Here is an 18,862-nt window from a genome sequence, read left to right as displayed (position 1 = left end):
CGGCCGCCTGCTGCCGTACGCCGAAATCGCTCTGGAGGTGCATCAAGAGGCCCGGTCCGTGGACCGGGCCCCGCGTGCTTCCCTCCCGGCAGGGCTTCCTGATCCCCCCAGATCCCTCCCCGAAGCCCTGCCGACATGTACGACACTCGTCACTGTGGAACGGTTGCACGGATGCGGCGAGTAATTTTTTTGTCGTCCGGGCGCGGGCGGTGGGCGGCCTAGAGCGCGTGGCGGATGTAGCGGCGGGTCGTCTCCGCCAGGGCCTCGACGCCGTCCCGGGCCCACAGGGTGTCGTTGAAGAGCTCCACTTCGATGGGGCCGGTGTAGCCCGCGGCGTCGACCAGTTGGCGCCAGGCGCGCAGGTCGATCGTGCCGTCGCCGAGTTGGCCGCGGCCGGTGAGGACGCCGGCGGGTAGCGGGGTGGTCCAGTCGGCGAGTTGGAAGGCGTGGATGCGGCCCTGGGCGCCGGCGCGGGCGACGGCTGCCGGGGCGCGGTCGTCCCACCAGATGTGGTAGGTGTCGACGACCACGCCGACCTGGGAGGCCGGGAAGGGCTCCGCGAGGGCGAGGGCCTGGTCGAGGGTGGAGACCGCGCAGCGGTCGGCCGCGTACATGGGGTGCAGGGGTTCGATGGCGAGGCGTACGCCGCGAGCGGCCGCGTAGGGGGCCAGTTCGGTCAGGGCCTCGGCGATGACGTGGCGGGCGGCCGGCAGGTCCTTGCTGCCGGGCGGCAGGCCGCCGGAGACCAGGACCAGGGTGTCCGTGCCCAGGGTGGCCGCCTCGTCGATGGCCGCCCTGTTGTCGTCCAGGTCGGTCACGGTGGTGAAGAAGCCGCCCCGGCACAGCGTGGTGACGGTCAGGCCGGCGTCGCGCACCAGCTTGGCCGTGGCCTCGACTCCGTACGACTGGACAGGCTCGCGCCACAGGCCGATGCCGGGGATGCCGAGGCGTACGCAGGCCTCCGTCAGCTCCGGCAGGGCCAGCTGCTTGACCGTCATCTGGTTGATGCTGAAGCGGGCGAGGTCGGTCACTGGGTGACTCCGTAGACCTTGAGAAGGGATCTCATACGGGACTCGGCCAGGCCCGGGTCCGGAAACAGGCCCAGTTCATCGGCCAGTTGGTACGCCCGCGCCAGATGCGGCAGTGAGCGTGCCGATTGCAGGCCGCCGACCATCGTGAAGTGGTCCTGGTGGCCCGCCAGCCAGGCGAGAAAGACTACGCCCGTCTTGTAGAAGCGGGTCGGGGTCTGGAAGAGGTGGCGGGAGAGGGGGACGCTCGGGTTAAGGAGGGCGCGGAAGGCCGCCGTGTCGCCGGTGTCGAGACGGCGGACCGCCTCCGCCGCCAGCGGGGCCAGCGGGTCGAAGATGCCGAGCAGCGCGTGGCTGAAGCCCTGGTCGTCACCCGCGATCAGCTCGGGGTAGTGGAAGTCGTCGCCCGTGTAGCAGCGCACGCCGTGCGGGAGGCGGCGGCGCAGGGCGACCTCGCGCTCCGCGTCGAGCAGGGAGACCTTGATGCCGTCGACCTTGTCCGGGTGCTCGGCGATGACCTTCAGGAAGGTGTCGGTGGCCGTGTCCAGGTCCGGCGAGCCCCAGTAGCCCTCCAGGGCCGGATCGAACATGGGGCCCAGCCAGTGCAGGATCACCGGCTCGCTCGCCTGGCGGAGGAGGTGGGTGTAGAGGGTCAGATAGTCGTCGGGGGTCCGGGCGGTGGCCGCGAGCGCTCGGGAGGCCATGAGGATGGGCTGGGCGCCCGCGTCCTCGACCAGGGAGAGCTGTTCCTCGTACGCGGCCCGGACGGTGGCCAGGTCCGCCGGGCCGCCCGTCAGCTGGTCGGTGCCGACGCCCGCCGCGATCCGGCCACCGACCGCCTTCGCCTCGGCCGCCGAGCGGCGGATCAGCTCGGCCGCGCCCGCCCAGTCCAGGCCCATGCCACGCTGGGCGGTGTCCATGGCCTCGGCGACGCCGAGCCCGTGCGCCCACAGGTGGCGGCGGAAGGCGAGGGTGGTGTCCCAGTCGACGGCCGCCGGGTCGTCGGGCGAGACGTCCGCGGAAGGGTCCGCGACGACGTGGGCGGCGGAGAACACCGTACGGGAGGCCAAGGCCGCGCCACCGGTGGTGCCACCGGTCGTGAAGGAGACGGCCTCGGTACGCGGTTCGTACGTGCCGTGCGGAAGTCTGATCGTCACAGTGACAGCTCCGGTACGTCGTAACGGCGGCCCTCCGCCGAGGACTTCAGCCCCAGCTCCGCGAGCTGGACGCCCCGCGCGCCCGCGAGCAGGTCCCAGTGGTACGGCTCGTCCAGCGCGATGTGGCGGAGGAACAGCGCCCACTGGGCCTTGAAACCGTTGTCGAAGTCCGTGTTGTCCGGGACCTCCTGCCACTGGTCGCGGAAGGAGTGCGTGACGGGCAGGTCCGGGTTCCAGACGGGCTTGGGGGTCGCGGAGCGGTGCTGGACGCGGCAGTTGCGCAGTCCGGCCACGGCCGAGCCGTGGGTGCCGTCGACCTGGAACTCGACCAGTTCGTCGCGGTTGACCCGTACCGCCCACGAGGAGTTGATCTGCGCGACGGCTCCGCCCTCCAGCTGGAAGATGCCGTACGCGGCGTCGTCGGCGGTGGCGGCGTACGGCTTGCCCTGCTCGTCCCAGCGCTGCGGGATGTGCGTGGTGACGTGCGCGGTTACCGCGGTCACGCGGCCGAACAGCTCGTGCAGGACGTACTCCCAGTGCGGGAACATATCGACGACGATGCCGCCGCCGTCCTCGGCGCGGTAGTTCCAGGAGGGGCGCTGGGCCTCCTGCCAGTCGCCCTCGAAGACCCAGTACCCGAACTCGCCGCGTACGGAGAGGATCTCACCGAAGAAGCCGCCGTCGATGAGGCGCTTCAGCTTGAGCAGGCCCGGCAGGAAGATCTTGTCCTGGACGACGCCGTGCTTGACGCCAGCGCTCTTCGCCAGCCGGGCCAGTTCCAGGGCGCCGGCCACGTCCGTGGCGGTGGGCTTCTCGGTGTAGACGTGCTTGCCCGCCGCGATCGCCTTGGTGATCGCGGCGACGCGGGCGGAGGTGACCTGCGCGTCGAAGTAGACGTCCGTTGCCTCGTCGGCGAGGACGGCGTCCAGGTCGGTGGACCATTCGGTCAGCCCGTGGCGGTCGGCGAGTTCGCGCAGCGCGTGCTCGCGGCGGCCGACGAGGACCGGCTCGGGCCACAGGACGTCGCCGTCACCGAGGTCGAGGCCGCCCTGTTCGCGGATGGCCAGGATGGAGCGGACCAGGTGCTGCCGGTAGCCCATCCGCCCGGTGACGCCGTTCATGGCGATCCGGACTGTCCTGCGTGTCACGAAGGTCCTCCATCTGTGCTCGACGGTGCTCTGCGGTGGTGTTGCTCTGTGGGTGGTGTTGCTCTGTGGGTCGTCTGGGTCTGTGGTGCGGAGTGGCTCTGTGGGTGGTGGGGCTCTGCGGTGCGTGTGGCGGGTGCGCTGGTGTGGTATCCGCGCCTCTGCCGTGCTGGGACCTGCCGGTGTCTTGCCCCGGCATCGCCGTAGCAAGCGCTTTCTATCGCTGATGACGCTAGCCTGCCGACAGCAGCCCGTACAAGGGCCTGGCCCGACTCTCCTCGGAGGAACGCGATGACAGTCACCCTGGCCGATGTGGCGGCGCGCGCCCGGGTGTCCCCGGCCACCGTCTCCCGCGTCCTCAACGGCAACTACCCGGTCGCGGCCTCGACCCGGGAGCGGGTGCTGCGCGCGGTCGACGAGCTGGACTACGTACTGAACGGCCCCGCGAGCGCGCTCGCCGCCGCCACCTCCGACCTGGTCGGCATCCTCGTCAACGACATCGCCGACCCCTTCTTCGGGATCATGGCCGGTGCCGCGCAGCACGCGATCGGTGAGGGCGCGGCCGGGCGCGCGGGCGGAGAGAAGCTGGCCGTCGTCTGCAACACCGGCGGCTCCCCCGAGCGCGAGCTGACCTACCTGACCCTCCTCCAGCGCCAGCGCGCCGCGGCGGTCGTCCTGACCGGCGGCGCGGTGGAGGACCCCGGACACACCGCGGCGATGGCCGCCAAGCTGGCCAAGCTCGCGAACGCCGGCACCCGCATCGTGCTGTGCGGGCGGCCCCCCGTGCCGGGCGACGCGATCACGGCCGCGCTGACCTTCGACAACCGGGGCGGCGGACGGAGACTGACCGAGCACCTGCTGACGCTCGGCCACCGGCGGATCGGGTACGTGGCCGGTCCGGCCGAGCGCACCACCACCCGCCACCGACTGGAGGGCCACCGCGCGGCCATGACCGCGGCCGGGCTGGGCGGCGACGTGGAGCGGCTCACCGCGCACGGCACCTACGACCGGCGCTCCGGCTACGACGCGACGCTGGAACTGCTGCGCCGCGAGCCGGACCTGACCGCGATCGTCGCAGCCAACGACACGGTCGCGCTGGGCGCCTGCGCCGCGCTGCGGGAGCGGGGCCTGCGCATCCCGCAGGACATCTCGGTGGCGGGCTTCGACGACCTGCCGTTCTCGGTGGACGTGGTGCCCGCGCTCACCACCGTAAGGCTGCCGCTGTACGAGGCGGGGGCGCGGGCCGGGCGGCTGGCGATGGGCACGGAGGTGCCGCCGCCGCGCGGGATCGCGACGATCGGGGGCGAGCTGATGGTCCGCTCGTCCACGGGGCGGCCGCGGCAGCGGTGACGCGCCACCGGGCACGGGCACGCGGGCAGGGCACGGACACGTCAGCACGGGCACGCGGGCAGGGACGCGTGAGCACGGACGCGTGAGCACGGACACGTGGGCACGGACACGTGGGCACGTGTAGGCCGGGTCCTCGGGGTAGGTTCCGCACGATCCGTACGATCCGAAGGCCAGGCCTGAAGGAGCTCCCGACCGTGAAGTACGCCTTCTCCACTCTCGGTGTCCCCGGGATGCCGATCCCCGACGTCGTCCGCCTCGCCGCCGAGACCGGCTACCACGGCGTGGAACTGCGCGCCCACCCCGAGGAGCCGGTGCACCCCGGGCTCGTGGCCCATGAACGGCGGGCGGTGGTCGAGGAGTTCGCCCGGGCGGGGGTCGAGATCCTGACCGTCGCCGGGTACGCGCGGGTCGCCGAGGCCGGTGACGACGAGGGCGTGTACGAGGAGCTGCACGGGCTGCTGTACCTCGCGGCGGACCTGGGCGCGTCGTACGTCCGCGTCTTCCCGGGCGGCGGCGAACAGGACCCGGCGGAGACGGACGCGACGGCGGCCCGGCGCCTCGGCGTGGCGGCCGAGATCGCGGCGGATCTGGACGTACGCATCCTGGTGGAGACGCACGACTCGCACCGCACGGGCGCGGACGTGGCCCGGATCGTGGGCGCGGTCGGCCACAAGAACGTGGGCGCGCTGTGGGACGTGATGCACCCGTGGCTGGCCGGCGAGGACCCGGTGGCGACCCACGCCGTGCTGGCGCCGTACCTGGGGTACGTCCAGGTCAAGGACATCGCCTCGACGCAGGACACCACGCCGGTCGCGCTCGGCGCCGGGGTGCTGCCGCTCGCCGAGTGCCTGTCCCTGCTGCGCGGTCAGGGCTGGGCCTGCTGGGAGTACGAGAAGCGGTGGTATCCGCAGGCGGCCGACCTGCCGCCGCTGCTGGCATCGGGCCTTGAGCACCTGCGGGGCCTGGCCTGACCCCTCCCCCGCCCTCCGGCCGGGCCCGGCCCGGCGCGGCGCGATGCGAGGAGCCCGGGGACGAGACGGTACGCACGCTCCGGGAGCTGTGGCCATCCGTGGCCCACGCGTGAGGGCCGGGACCCGCGCATGGAGCTCCGGGGCCCGCGTGAGGGCCGGGACCCCCGCGTATGGAGCTCCGGGGGCCGCGTGAGGCTGCGGGCCGCGTGAGGCTCCGGGGCCGCGCCCGGTCCGGCGTAAGTGTGCTTTTCGGGCGGGCTCCGGGCGACACGTCGTCACCCTGGCCCGGGAATCGGCGAGCCGGTGTGAACCTGTGCTTCGACGGACCGCGCCGACGAGCCCGGAAGTCCGCAAGCCCACAAGCCCGACAGCCCGACAGCCCGACAGCCCGACAGCCGAAAAGGGAGTTCCCCCTATGGTGTCCAGACGCAGCCTGGTACAAGCCGGCGGTCTGACCGCCGCCGCGTGGGTACTGGGCGGCCCGCAGCGGGTCGCCTGGGCGGGGGCGAGCGAACCCCCTCCTGTCGGGGACCATATTCCGGCCACCGAACTGGGGGACACGGCGGCTTGTACGGTGCCTCCCGACCACGATCCGGAGGTGATCAGGATCGTCTACCGGGTCGGCGGCGAACTGGGCGTCAACGACAAGGTCATGCTCGCCGGCTTCGAGGCCGGGTGGGTCGAGTCGCACATGAACAACCTGCCCTGCGGTCACCTCGACTCCGTCGGCGTCTTCCAGCAGCGCCCCAGCCAGGGCTGGGGCACGCGCGAACAGTGCATGGACGTGGCGTACGCGTCCAACGCGTTCTTCGTCCGGGCCGTCGAGACCGAGCGCGCCCACCCCGAGTGGACCGCCGGCCAGGTCGCGCAGGGCGTGCAGCGTTCGGCGTTTCCCGAGCGGTACGACCAGGCCGAGGCCAAGGCGCGGGCGCTCATCGACGAGGCGGCGAGGATGGGCGCCTTGCCCGGCGTGGTGCGCTCAGGTCCTTGACCTGGCAGTTACTTTCCGGCTATGCGTGACTCCTTGGAAGTTTCCTTCATCCGGATGGCCGGAAGGAGCACCATGCACCACCGAGCCACACCCCACACCCCCTCCAGACGTACCGTTCTCGCCGTCACCGCCGCCGCGGCGGCCGCCGCCGTCACCGGGGTCACCACCCCCGCCGTGGCGGCGGGCGACGACCGCCGCCTCAAGCGGCTCATCTCCCGTATGAGCCTCGAAGAGAAGGTCGGCCAGCTCTTCGTCATGCGGGTGTTCGGGCACTCCGCCACCGCCCCCGACCAGGCCGACATCGACGCCAACCTCAAGGAGATCGGCGTCCGCACCGCCGCCGAGCTGATCGCCACGTACCACGTCGGCGGCATCATCTACTTCTCCTGGGCCCACAACACCCGCGACCCGCACCAGATCGCGGACCTGTCCAACGGCATCCAGCGCGCCGCGCTGGCGCAGCCGGCTCCCGTCCCGGTCCTGATCTCCATCGACCAGGAGCACGGCATCGTCGCCCGGATAGGGGAACCGGCCACCCTGATGCCGGGCGCGATGGCACTCGGCGCGGGCGGCTCGCGCTCCGACGCCCGCCGCGCCGCCCAGATCGCCGGCCGCGAGCTGGCCGCGATGGGCATCCGCCAGAACTACGCGCCCGTCGCCGACGTGAACGTCAACCCGGCCAACCCCGTCATCGGCGTACGGTCCTTCGGCGCCGACCCGCAGGCCGTCGCCGCCCTGGTAGCCGCCCAGGTCAACGGCTATCAGCGGGCGGGCGTGGCGGCCACGGCCAAGCACTTCCCCGGCCACGGCGACACCGAGACCGACAGCCACTACGGGCTGCCCACGATCCTCCACACGCGCGAGCAGTGGCAGACGCTCGACGCGCCGCCGTTCCGGGCCGCCATCGCCGCCGGCATCGACTCGATCATGACGGCGCACATCGTCGTACCGGCCCTCGACCCCGCCGAGGACCCCGCCACCCTCTCCCGCCCCATCCTCACCGGCATCCTCCGTGAGCAACTGGGCTACGACGGGGTCGTGGTGACCGACTCGCTCGGCATGCAGGGCGTACGCACCAAGTACGGCGACGACCGCGTGCCCGTCCTCGCGCTGAAGGCCGGCTGCGACCAACTGCTCAACCCGCCGAACCTGGCCGTGGCGTGGAACGCCGTGCTCAAGGCCGTACGGAGCGGTGAGATCGCCGAATCCCGTATCGAGGAATCGATTCTCCGCATCCTGCGGCTCAAGGCGAAACGGGGCCTGCTGCACGAGCCGTACGTCACCGACCGGGGTGTGGACCGCACGGTCGGCACCGATCCGCACCTCGCCACCGCCGACCGCATCGCCGAGCGGACGACCACGCTGCTGCTCAACTCGGGCGGCCTGCTGCCGCTCAGCCCCCAGGAGCGGCCGAACCTCCTCGTCGTGGGCGCCGACGTGGCGTCCCCCTCGGGAACGACCGGCCCGCCCACCGCCACCCTCGCCGCCGCCCTCACCGAACTCGGCTTCACCACCAGGCTGTTGCCGACCGGAACGGCACCGTCCGCGGCGAAGATCGACGAGGCGGTGGCGGCGGCGGCCGGCAAGGACGCCGTGATCGTCGGCACGTACAACGTGACGGCGACCAGCAGCCAGCGCACCCTGGTGTCCCGGCTGGCGGCGACCGGCGTCCCGGTCGTCACGGTCTCCCTGCGCAACCCGTACGACATCGCCCGGCTCAGCGGCCAGCGCGCCACGCTGGCCACGTACTCCTGGACCGACGTCGAAGTGCGCGCCGCCGCCCGGGTCATCGCCGGGCGGGCGCGGCCGGAGGGCCGGCTCCCGGTGCCCGTACAGCGGGCGGACGACCCGGCGCAGGTGCTGTACCCGATGGGCTACGGCCTGTCGTACGCGTAGACGACAGGCCGTAGCACTGCGCGCGCCGCGTATGAGTCGTACCGATTCGTATGAATCATACGAATCGTACGAGTGAACGCGGCGCGCGCAGCCCTGTCCTGCGGTGCCTTACCGGCGCGACGCCTTACGGGCGCAGCGTCTGCGAGCGCTCGATCGTCCGCTTGTCCAGGCGCGGGTCGTACGTCGCCAGCGGCGCCGCGCGCCGCGGGTCGGCCGGTGCGACGCCCGCCCAGGACAGGATGCGGGCCGTGGCCTTGGTGCGCTCGGCCTCGACGAGCCGGGAGACGTTCGCGCCGTGGTTGGCGCCCGGCGCGGCGTACACGTACGCGTCGCGGGCGCCCTTGTCGACGCGGAAGCGCTCGGCGCCCCACGGGTCGTTCCCGCCGTACACGAACAGCATCCCGCGCGCCTGGGTGCGCACCCAGGTGTCGACGTCACGCATCACCCACGGCTTGAACCGCACCGGGATGTCACCCGGCACGAAGGCGCGCGCGGGCTGGTAGCCGTACCGGCTCAGGTCCTTCAGGTGCTCCATCCTCATGCTGGGCGCGCCCAGTTCGGTGGCGGCCTGGTAGTAGTACGGGGTGTACGGCTCCAGGCCCTGGTCGGTGTAGAAGGACCAGCCGGAGTACGTGTCGATGGTGTCGTAGATGACCTGGTCGGTGGCGGAGGCGGCGTCGGGGATGTCGGCGCACTGGGCCTCGGTGTGGTACTGCCAGAACGCCCAGACGAAGTCCAGGACGACCGCTTCGTACGCCTTGTCGAGCGAGCCGACGGTGGTGAAGGTGGCGCCCTCGGCCCGCGCCCACGCCCGGTACTTCTCCTGGAGCGGCTCGCGGCGGAGCAGCGCCTCGCGCTGCATGGCGTTGAGCCGGTCACGGCACTCCTGGGTGGAGACGGTCGCGAAGAACCGGTCGTAGGCCGCGTCCTCCTTCTCCACCACGTCGTTGGGGGCGACGTACGCCACGACGCCGTCCATGTCGCGGGGGTAGAAGCGCTCGTAATACGTGGCGGTCATGCCGCCCTTGGAGGCGCCGGTGGCGAGCCACTTGCGGTCGTAGATCTTCTTCAGCGCGGTGAAGATCCGGTGCTGGTCGGAGGCCGCCTGCCAGATGTCCAGCTTCGACCAGTCGGCGGGCTGGGGGCGGGACGGGGTGAAGAAGCGGTACTCCATGGAGACCTGGTTGCCGTCGACGATCCGCGTCGGCTCGGCGCGCCCGGGGTTGGTGCTGACCGAGTATCCGCTGGTGTGGAAGACGGTGGGGCGGCCGGTGTCCTTGTGCAGCAGGGTCAGGCGCTGCTGGAAGGTGCCCTTGGAGCGGTCCCGGTGGTCGACCGGCTGGGTGTAGTTCAGGACGAAGAAGCGGTAACCGGGGTAGGGCTTCTCCTCGATCAGGCTCATCCCGGGGATCGCCAGGACGCGGTCCTTGATGTCCTGCGTGGTGTCGGACGGGGTGGTGTCGTTCCGGGTGGTGCTTTCCGTGGTGCTGTCGGCGGTACCGGCGGCGGTGGCCGTGCCGGCCGCGCTCACGGTGCCTATGAGCACCACGAGCGACAGCAGCCATCTGAGCGCCTTGCGCATTCACCCTCCACTTGGTTCACGATGGTCGCCGTGAACCTAACGGGCTCAACCCCCGCGCCGCCAGACCCGGTTGGGCTCAGCAGAGGAACCAGCCCGTGGAGACGCCGCGGCCCGCGACCGCTCCGGAGGCGCGGACGTAGCGGTGGAGGGCGTGTACGGTCACGGGCCCGGCCTGCCGGGTGAACGCGCCCCTGTCGACGGCGGCGCGTCCGCCGCGCGCCTGGACGGAGACGGACATGGCGCGGCGGGGGCCGGGGGCCGTGGCGAGGGTGACGGCGCAGGCGTACTGGCGGTTCTTGTAGACCCGCAGCTCGCCGGTCGCGAACTTCACCGTCTTGACCAGGCGTCCGGAGCAGGCGGTGCCCGCGGCGTCGGCACGTGGGACGCCGGGCCCGCCGATGACGAAGGCGCCCACGGCGACGAGCACCGCGAGTGTGCGCACGAGCGGTCGTCCTGTCCTGGCCACAGCCACCCCATCGAGCACGCTTGCTCCCCTTGTGTCTGATGAACGTACGTGCGTACGACGCGGGGCGGAGCCGGACGGTTGCCTTCCGCCGGTCGGGCACGGTGGGCACCGTGCGGTGGGCGCTGTGGGGCCAGTGCCTTACGCGGTCGCCGGGGCGCGGTGCCTCAGGCCGCCGCCGGTTCCTCCTCGCCGATGAACGTGCGCCACAGCTGGGCGTACCGCCCGCCGCGGGCCAGGAGTTCGTCGTGGGTGCCGTCCTCGGCGACGCGGCCGTGGTCCATGACGACGACCCGGTCCGCCCGAGCCGCCGTGGTCAGGCGGTGGGCGACCACCAGGGTCGTACGGCGGCCGGCCAGGCGGTCGGTGGCGGCGTTGACCTGCGCCTCCGTGGCCAGGTCCAGCGCGGCGGTCGCCTCGTCGAGCAGCAGGACGTCGGGGTCGACCAGCTCCGCCCGCGCCAGGGCGATCAGCTGCCGCTGGCCCGCCGACAGGTTGCGGCCGCGCTCGGCGACCTCGTGGAGGTACCCGCCCTCCAGCGTGGCGATCATGTCGTGGGCGCCCACCGCGCGCGCCGCCGCCTCCACCTCCGCGTCACTCGCCTCGGGCCGCCCGTACGCGATCGCGTCCCGGACCGTGCCCGCGAAGAGGTACGCCTCCTGGGGGACGACCCCGAGCCGGTGCCGGTACGCGGTGAGGTCCAGGTCGCGCAGGTCGGTGCCGTCGACGGTGACGCGCCCGGACGTCGGGTCGTAGAACCGGGCGACCAGTTTGACCAGCGTCGACTTGCCGGCGCCCGTCTCGCCGACGAACGCGACGGTCTGCCCGGCCGGGATGCGCAAGGACACCCCGCTCAGGGCCGCGCCTTCCCCGTCGCCGACGTCATTCCCGTACGAGAAGGAGACGTCCTCGAAGGCGATCTCGCCCCGCAGGGAGGGGACCTCCACCGGCTTGTCCGGCGGGGCCGTGGACGTCCGCTCGCGCAGCAGCTCCTGGATGCGGCCCAGCGAGACCGACGCCTGCTGGTAGCCGTCGAAGACCTGCGACAGCTGCTGTACGGGCGCGAAGAACAGGTCGATGTAGAGCAGGTACGCGACGAGCGCACCGGTCGTCAGCGTCCCGGCCTGCACCCGGCCCGCGCCCACGATCAGCACCGCCGCCGCGGCGACCGACGACAGGAACTGGACGAACGGGAAGTAGATCGAGATCAGCCACTGCCCGCGCACCCGCGCCCGGCGGTAGGCGTCGCTGAGCTCGGCGAACCGCTGCTCGCCCGACCGCTCCCGCCGGAACGCCTGCACGATCCGCAGCCCGGACACCGACTCCTGGAGGTCGCCGTTGACGACGCTGATCCGCTCACGCGCCAGCTCGTACGCCTTGACGCTGGAGCGGCGGAAGAAGTACGTACCGATGATCAGGACCGGCAGCGTCGCGAAGACCACCAGCGCGAGCTGCGCGTCGATCACGACGAGCGCGACCATGATGCCGAAGAACGTCACCAGGGATACGAAGGCCGTCACGACGCCGGTCTGGAGGAACGTCGACAGGGCGTCCACGTCCGTCGTCATCCGGGTCATGATCCGGCCGGTCAGCTCCCGCTCGTAGTAGTCGAGCCCGAGCCGCTGGAGCTGCGCGAAGATCTTCAGGCGCAGCGCGTACAGCACCCGCTCGCCGGTCCGGCCGGTCATCCGGATCTCGCCGGTCTGCGCCACCCACTGCACCAGCACGGTCACCAGCGCCAGAGCGGACGCCGCCCACACCGCGCCCAGCGACGCCTGCTCGACGCCCTCGTCGATGCCGTGCCGGATCAGCACCGGCAGCAGCAGGCCCATGCCCGCGTCGACCGCGACGAGCCCCAGGCTGACCAGCAGGGCCGCGCCGAAGCCGCGCAGCAGCCGGCGCAGCCCGTACGACTCCTCGGGCGCCACCGCCCGCGCCTCGTCCACCTGAGGGGTGTCGGTCGCCGGCGGCAGCGCCTCGACCTGGGCCAGCAGCTCGGGCGTCGCGCCGGGCGCCACCGACCGGCCGGCCGCGTCGGCGTCCCGCTCCCACAGGGCCGGCGTGATGCCGCGCTCCGCGTCGAACTCGGCGTCCAGCTCCTCCCGTACCGTGTGGTCCTCGGGCACCTCCACGGGCAGGGCGTGGCCGGGCGAGACACCGCCCAGCTCGTCGGGGTCGGTCAGCAGCCGCCGGTAGAGCGCGGAGCGCTCCTGGAGCTCCTCGTGGGTGCCGATGTCGGACAGCCGCCCGCCGTCGAGGACGGCGATCCGGTCGGCGAGGTTCAGCGTGGAGCGGCGGTGGGCGATCAGCAGCGTGGTGCGCCCGGCCATCACCGAGCGCAGCGCCTCGTGGATCTCGTGCTCCACGCGCGCGTCGACCGCCGAGGTGGCGTCGTCCAGGAGCAGCAGCCGCGGGTCGGTGAGGATCGCGCGGGCGAGCGCGACGCGCTGGCGCTGGCCGCCGGACAGGGACAGGCCGTGCTCGCCGACCGTGGTGTCGTACCCCTCGGGCAGGGCGGTGATGAAGCCGTCGGCCTGCGCCGCCCGCGCCGCCGCGCGGATCTCCTCGTCCGTCGCGTCGGGCTTGCCGTACGCGATGTTGGCGCGGACGGTGTCGGAGAACAGGAAGCTGTCCTCCGGTACGAGGCCGATGGCGTCCCGCAGGGACGCGAGGGTCAGCTCGCGCACGTCGTACCCGCCGACCAGGACCGCGCCGTGCGTGACGTCGTAGAAGCGCGGCAGGAGCAGCGAGACGGTGGACTTGCCGCTGCCGGAGGCGCCGACGACGGCGACGGTCTCGCCGGGCCGGATCTCCAGCGAGAAGCCGTCCAGGACGGGCGGCCCGTCCTCGTACGCGAAGCTCACCTCCTCGAACTCGACGCTCGCCGGGGCGTCGGCGGGCAGCTCCTTGGTGCCGTCCTTGACGACCGGTTCGGTGTCGATGAGCTCCAGGACCCGCTCCACGCCCGCGCGGGCCTGCTGGCCCACGGTCAGGACCATGGCCAGCATCCGGACCGGTCCGACGAGCTGGGCGAGGTAGGTGGAGAAGGCGACGAACGTGCCCAGGGTGATCTGGCCGCGGGTGGCCAGCCAGCCGCCGAGCGCCAGCATGGCGACCTGTCCGAGCGCGGGCACGGACTGGAGGGCGGGGGTGTAGCGGGCGTTCATCCGGATCGTGCGGAGCCGGCCGGCGAACAGCTCACGGCCGGCGTCGCGCAGCTTGCGCGTCTCCTGGTCCTCCTGCCCGAAGCCCTTGACCACGCGTACGCCGGACACGGCGCCGTCCACGACGCCCGCGACGTGCCCGGCCTGGGCCTGGGCGTACCAGGTGGCGGGGTGCAGGCGGGTGCGGCTGCGCCTGGCGATGAACCACAGGGCGGGGGCGACGGCGAGCGCGACCAGGGTGAGCGGCAGCGACAGCCAGGCCATGACGACCAGGGAGATGAGGAAGAGCAGGATGTTCCCGATGGTCATCGGGAGCATGAACAGCAGGCCCTGGATCAGCTGGAGGTCGCTGGTGGCACGCCCGACGACCTGCCCGGTGGACAGCTCGTCCTGCCGCCGCCCGTCGAGCCGCGTGATCGTGCCGTACATCTCGGTGCGCAGGTCGTGCTGGACGTCGAGCGCGAGCCGCCCGCCGTAGTAGCGGCGGATGTACGTCAGTACGTAGACGGCGACCGCGGCGGCGATGAGCAGCCCGGTCCAGACGGCGAGCGATCTCGTGCCCTCGCCGATGACGTCATCGATGACGACCTTGGTGATCAGTGGGACGAGCGCCATGACGGCCATGCCCGCGAGGGACGAGCCGAGCGCGAGCACCACATTGCGCCGGTACCGCCAGGCGTACCCGGACAGCCGTCGTGCCCACCCTTGCTCCGCGTCCGCCACTGGTGCCTCCCCGTCGAACCTCTGATCTACCGGAAGGCACCAACGCGGGCGCGAACGGATTTCATCCCTCCGCCACGACGGGCTTTGGTCCTAGGACCGTGGTCCCGGCCGGCTTCGGGCCGGGCCGGTCTTGGGCCGCGCCGGCCTCGGGCCGGGCCGGCCTCGGGCCGCGCCGGTCTTGGGCCGGGCCGGCCTCGGGCCGGGCCGGTCTTGGGCCGGGCCGGTCTTGGGCCGGGCCGGTCTTGGGCCGGGCCGGTCTTGGGCCGGGCCGGTCTTGGGCCCGGTCACCCCTGGCCCGGGTCAGCGCGGGTTCGCGGTCACCGTGTCCTGGGCGGCGCGTCCGGGCACGGCGGGGAGGGCTTCCTGCGGGGCGGCGGGCGGTACGTAGCCCAGGCGCGAGGAGGCGGTGGGGTTGAGGTCGGCGTGGATGACGCGGGCGACGGCCTGGATGGTGTCGACGCCGTCGTTCATCGCCGCGTTGTCGTGGGTGAGCACGGTGATCTGGTAGTTGTGCGCCGTGCCGGTGAAGGCGCCGATGGAGTGCACCCGCCAGCCGTGCGTGGCGCGCGGCAGCCAGCCGTTCTTCACATGGATCTTGGCGGTGGAGGGGGCTCCGGCCGGTGTGCCCCAGCGCTGCGAGGTGACGACGCTGTTCATCAGCTGGAGGACGTAGCCGCGCGAGGCGTCGGTCAGGACCGTGTTCCTGGCGGTGAGCAGGCCCAGCAGCCGCTGCTGGTCCCGGGCGGTGATCTGGGTGAGTCCCCAGTAACCGCCGGAGCCCGGGACGGTCCTGGTCATGCCGGCCGCGGTGAGGAAGCCCTTGACCTTGGTGACGCCCAGCTGCTTCCACAGCGCGCTGGTCGCGTCGTTGTCCGACTTGGTGATCATGGCGGTGGCGCGGGACTTCTCGGTCGCGGTCAGCTGGCGGCCGGTCTTCTGCGCGTCCCACAGCAGCGTGGCGAGCACGGTGACCTTGACCACGCTGGCGGAGTCGAACTGCTGGTCGGGGCGGAGGACGCAGCTGGTTTTGGTGACGCGGTCGTTGACGAGGATCGCGGTGGTGGACTTGCGGCCCTTGAGGGCGGCGTTGATGTCCGTGACCAGCTTGGCGGCGAGGCCCGCCTTCTGGGACGTGCACGCCACGGCCGGGGTCACGGCGGCGGCCGGGGTGGCGGTGGCGGCGGTCGGCAGGAGCACTCCGAGGGCGACCGCGGCGCACAGCGCTCCGCGCGAGCTGCGCGGGTGGCGGGATATGGAGAGTGGGTTCACGCATCAGATGACTCACACGCGGCCGAAAAGTTGTACGCGCAGGGCACACCGGTTCGACACACCCCACGCGTCACCCGCTCACGGCCCGCTCACCGATGCGTGGGCGCGAACATCTTCAGCACGGCGGGCAGGACGACGACCGAAGGCCCCTGCTCGGCAAGGGACTTGGCGAGGTCCGCGCGCAGGGCCTCCGGGGTCGTACGCAGGGCCGGGACGCCGAAGGACTCGGCGAGCGCGACGAAGTCCGGGCGGGCCAGCTCGGTGCCGGTGGCCTGGCCGAAGGCGTCCGTCATGTACTCGCGAAGGATGCCGTAGCCGCCGTCGTCGACGATCAGCCAGGTGACGTTCAGCCCGTACTGCTTCGCCGTGGCGAGCTCCGCGATCGAGTACATGGCGCCGCCGTCGCCGGAGACGGCCAGCACAGGCGTCGTGGGATCGGCGACCGCCGCGCCGAGCGCCGCCGGGAAGCCGTAGCCGAGGCCGCCCGCCCCCTGCGCGGAGTGCATGGTGTTGGGGCGCCGGGCGTCGAAGGCGGACCAGGCCCAGTAGGCGAGGATCGTCATGTCCCAGAAGCTGGGGGCCTCGTCCGGCAGGGCGTCGCGTACGGAGGCCAGGACGTGCTGCTCCAGGGTGAGGCCCTGGGCGACGATCCGCTCGCGCACCTTCGCCAGCACCGTGCGGACGCGCTCGGCGGCGCCCGGGTCCCGGCGTTCGCCGACCGTCTCCAGCAGGGCCGTCAGGGCGAGCCGCGCGTCGGCGTGGATGCCGAGGGCCGGGTGGTTGGACTCCAGCTTGCCGAGGTCGGCCTCGATCTGGATCACCCGGCCGCGCGGGGCGAACGTGTGGTAGTTCGAGGACAGTTCGCCGAGCCCGGAGCCCACGACCAGCAGGACGTCCGCGTCCTGGAGGAAGTCCGTCGTGTGCCGGTCCTCCAGCCACGACTGGAGCGACAGCGGATGCTCCCACGGGAACGCGCCCTTGCCGCCGAAGGTGGTGACCACCGGGGCCTCGATCCGCTCGGCGAGCGCCTTCAGCTTGCCGGACGCGTCGGAGCGTACGACGCCGCCGCCCGCGATGATCGCGGGGCGCTCGGCGTTCGCCAGCAGATGCGCGGCCAGGGCCGTCAGCTCGGGGCGGGGCGGCAGGTCGTGCGGGGCGGCGTCCATGGCGGTGACCACCGGCAGGGTGGTCCCGGCCAGCAGCACGTCCTGCGGGATCTCCACCCAGACCGGCCCGTGCGGCGCCGTCAGCGCGGACTCCCAGGCGGCGGCGATCGCGGACGGGATCTGCGACGGCGTACGCACGGTGTGCACGGACTTGACGATGTCGCGGAACGAGGCCTGCTGGTCGCGCAGTTCGTGCAGGTAGCCGTGGCGCCCGCCGCCGAGCCCGGCCGCCGGGACCTGGCTGCCGATGGCGAGGACGGGCGCGCTCGCGGCGGCGGCCTCCTGGAGCGCGGCGAGCGACATCAGCGCGCCGGGCCCGGTGGACAGCAGGAGCGGGGCGGCCTCGCCGGTGATCCGGCCGTACGCGTCGGCGGCGAAGCCCGCGTTGTTCTCCGCCCGCAGCCCGACGTAGGTCAGACCGGAGCGGCGCAGCGCGTCGAACATCCCGAGCGCGTGCTGCCCGGGCAGGCCGAAGACCGTGGTGGCCCCGAGCCCGGCCAGCGTCTCGACGACGAGGTCGCCGCCGTTGCGGCCGGGCGGGGGGTTGAGCGCGGCCTCGGTCTGAGCCGCGGTGGGCCGCAGCACCAGGTCGTGGTCGTGGGTCACGCTTCTCACCTTTTTTGGGAGGGCTCGGTTCGCCTCCGGGGCGCTTGAGCGTGTGTCGACGGTCGATCGTGCTCGGTTCCTCGTTCCTCGGAACCTCCGCGCGTTCTCCCTTTCGACACCCGCGCGCCCCTTCGGCTCACTCGCCGTTCGGTCCTGCGGGGTGGGCCCTCGGTGCTCCGTGCCGCAGCCGCTGGGCCCACGGGAACCGTACCCGCGGGCCCCGGCGGCCGGATTCCGGGGCCGGCCCGGCGGGCTTACTCGGCGCCCGAGGCGCGGCCCGCGGCGATCTGGCGGGACATGATCGTCGTCAGCTCGTACGCCGTGTGGGAGGCGGCGACCGAGGTGATCTCGGCGTGGTCGTACGCGGGGGCGACCTCGACCACGTCCGCCGACACCAGGTTGCAGGAGGCCAGGCCGCGCAGGATCTCCAGCAGCTCGCGGGAGGTCATGCCGCCCGCCTCGGGGGTGCCGGTGCCGGGGGCGTGGGCCGGGTCGAGGCAGTCGATGTCGATGGAGATGTACAGCGGGCGGTCGCCGATGCGCTGGCGCAGCTGGTCGGCGATCTCGTCGGCGCCGCGCCGGTAGACGTCGGCCGACGTCACGATGCCGAAGCCCATCTTCTCGTCGTCGGTCAGGTCCTGCTTGCCGTACAGCGGGCCGCGCGTACCGACGTGGGAGAGCGCCTCGGTGTCGAGGATGCCTTCCTCGACGGCCCGGCGGAACGGGGTGCCGTGCGTGTACTCGGCGCCGAAGTAGGTGTCCCAGGTGTCGAGGTGGGCGTCGAAGTGGAGCAGGGCGACCGGGCCGTGCTTCTTGGCGACCGAGCGCAGCAGCGGCAGCGCGATGGTGTGGTCGCCGCCGAGGGTCATCAGGCGGGCGCCGGTGCCCAGCAGGTCGTCGGCGGCGGCCTCGACGGTCTCCACGGCCTCGTTGATGTTGAACGGGTTCACGGCGATGTCGCCGCCGTCCGCGACCTGCGCGAGCGCGAAGGGGGAGGCGTCCTGCGCCGGGTTGTACGGGCGCAGCAGCCGCGACGCCTCACGGATCGCGTTGCCGCCGAAGCGGGCGCCGGGGCGGTAGGAGACCCCGGAGTCGAAGGGCACGCCGATGACGGCGACATCGGCGGTGCCGACCTCGTCGAGGCGCGGCAGCCGCGCGAACGTCGCCGGACCGGCGTACCGCGGGACGCGGGACGAGTCGATGGGGCCGCGCGGCGTGCCGGGGGTGCTGCTGCTCATGTTCGGGTGCCTTCTTTCGGTCGCTTCGTACTGCTGTGCGGTGATGCGCACTGCTTCGAGTGTGCATGGCCGGCGCGCGGCCGCCGGTCGGGACGACAGTAGGTGGCCCGAAG

At 72.6% G+C, this 18,862-nt stretch carries 13 protein-coding genes; 4 read left to right on the top strand and 9 right to left on the bottom strand.

Annotated features, from left to right (window positions below; all coding sequences use genetic code 11):
- Positions 1-218 precede the first annotated feature (218 nt).
- The 3 genes from QWM81_RS07125 to QWM81_RS07115 are packed head-to-tail and all read right to left on the bottom strand — an operon-like array spanning position 219 to position 3,333.
- Complete coding sequence (locus QWM81_RS07125) at positions 219-998, bottom strand: sugar phosphate isomerase/epimerase family protein (protein WP_290110785.1); 780 nt, start codon at positions 996-998, stop codon at positions 219-221.
- A gap of 29 nt (positions 999-1,027) precedes the next feature.
- Positions 1,028-2,185 (bottom strand): dihydrodipicolinate synthase family protein, encoded by a 1,158-nt coding sequence (locus QWM81_RS07120; protein WP_290110755.1) that lies wholly within the window; start codon positions 2,183-2,185, stop codon positions 1,028-1,030.
- Positions 2,182-3,333, bottom strand: coding sequence for a Gfo/Idh/MocA family protein (locus tag QWM81_RS07115; protein WP_290110754.1), 1,152 nt, complete (start codon positions 3,331-3,333; stop codon positions 2,182-2,184). The genes QWM81_RS07120 and QWM81_RS07115 overlap by 4 nt, the downstream gene beginning before the upstream one ends.
- A gap of 288 nt (positions 3,334-3,621) precedes the next feature.
- Here QWM81_RS07115 and QWM81_RS07110 point away from each other — a divergent pair, with 288 nt between their 5' ends.
- The 4 genes from QWM81_RS07110 (at position 3,622) to QWM81_RS07095 (ending at position 8,538) form a co-directional block, all read left to right on the top strand.
- Positions 3,622-4,680 carry a LacI family DNA-binding transcriptional regulator gene (locus QWM81_RS07110; protein ID WP_290110753.1) on the top strand — a complete coding sequence of 353 codons (1,059 nt, stop codon included), beginning with the start codon at positions 3,622-3,624 and terminating at the stop codon, positions 4,678-4,680.
- A gap of 194 nt (positions 4,681-4,874) precedes the next feature.
- Entirely contained in the window at positions 4,875-5,651 is a 777-nt protein-coding gene (locus QWM81_RS07105) for a sugar phosphate isomerase/epimerase family protein (protein WP_290110752.1), read from the top strand.
- A 415-nt stretch (positions 5,652-6,066) separates the two neighbouring features.
- On the top strand, positions 6,067-6,642 hold the full coding sequence (locus QWM81_RS07100; protein ID WP_290110750.1) for a hypothetical protein: 576 nt from the start codon (positions 6,067-6,069) through the stop codon (positions 6,640-6,642).
- Between the two features lie 72 nt (positions 6,643-6,714).
- Entirely contained in the window at positions 6,715-8,538 is a 1,824-nt protein-coding gene (locus QWM81_RS07095; protein WP_290110749.1) for a glycoside hydrolase family 3 protein, read from the top strand.
- A gap of 124 nt (positions 8,539-8,662) precedes the next feature.
- Here QWM81_RS07095 and QWM81_RS07090 read toward each other — a convergent pair whose 3' ends face one another.
- The 6 genes from QWM81_RS07090 to speB all read right to left on the bottom strand — a co-directional run bounded on the left by QWM81_RS07090 (position 8,663) and on the right by speB (position 18,749).
- Positions 8,663-10,120, bottom strand: coding sequence for a S28 family serine protease (locus tag QWM81_RS07090; RefSeq protein ID WP_290110748.1), 1,458 nt, complete (start codon positions 10,118-10,120; stop codon positions 8,663-8,665).
- Between the two features lie 76 nt (positions 10,121-10,196).
- Positions 10,197-10,586, bottom strand: a complete 390-nt coding sequence (locus QWM81_RS07085) for a hypothetical protein (RefSeq protein ID WP_435372334.1) — start codon at positions 10,584-10,586, stop codon at positions 10,197-10,199.
- A gap of 164 nt (positions 10,587-10,750) precedes the next feature.
- A complete protein-coding gene (locus tag QWM81_RS07080) occupies positions 10,751-14,470 on the bottom strand; it encodes an ABC transporter ATP-binding protein (protein WP_290110747.1) in 3,720 nt (1,239 codons plus the stop codon).
- Positions 14,471-14,770: 300 nt separating this feature from the next.
- Positions 14,771-15,667, bottom strand: a complete 897-nt coding sequence (locus QWM81_RS07075; RefSeq protein ID WP_290110782.1) for a serine hydrolase — start codon at positions 15,665-15,667, stop codon at positions 14,771-14,773.
- Positions 15,668-15,828: 161 nt separating this feature from the next.
- The gene (locus tag QWM81_RS07070) at positions 15,829-17,511 is read right to left on the bottom strand and encodes a thiamine pyrophosphate-binding protein (protein ID WP_290110746.1); all 1,683 of its coding nucleotides are present in this window, start codon (positions 17,509-17,511) and stop codon (positions 15,829-15,831) included.
- A gap of 254 nt (positions 17,512-17,765) precedes the next feature.
- Entirely contained in the window at positions 17,766-18,749 is a 984-nt protein-coding gene (gene speB, locus QWM81_RS07065; protein WP_290110745.1) for an agmatinase, read from the bottom strand.
- Positions 18,750-18,862: the final 113 nt, after the last annotated feature.

The organism is Streptomyces ficellus (assembly GCF_030406405.1).
Taxonomy (GTDB): domain Bacteria; phylum Actinomycetota; class Actinomycetes; order Streptomycetales; family Streptomycetaceae; genus Streptomyces; species Streptomyces ficellus_B.
This window is presented reverse-complemented; position numbering and strand designations above follow the sequence as displayed.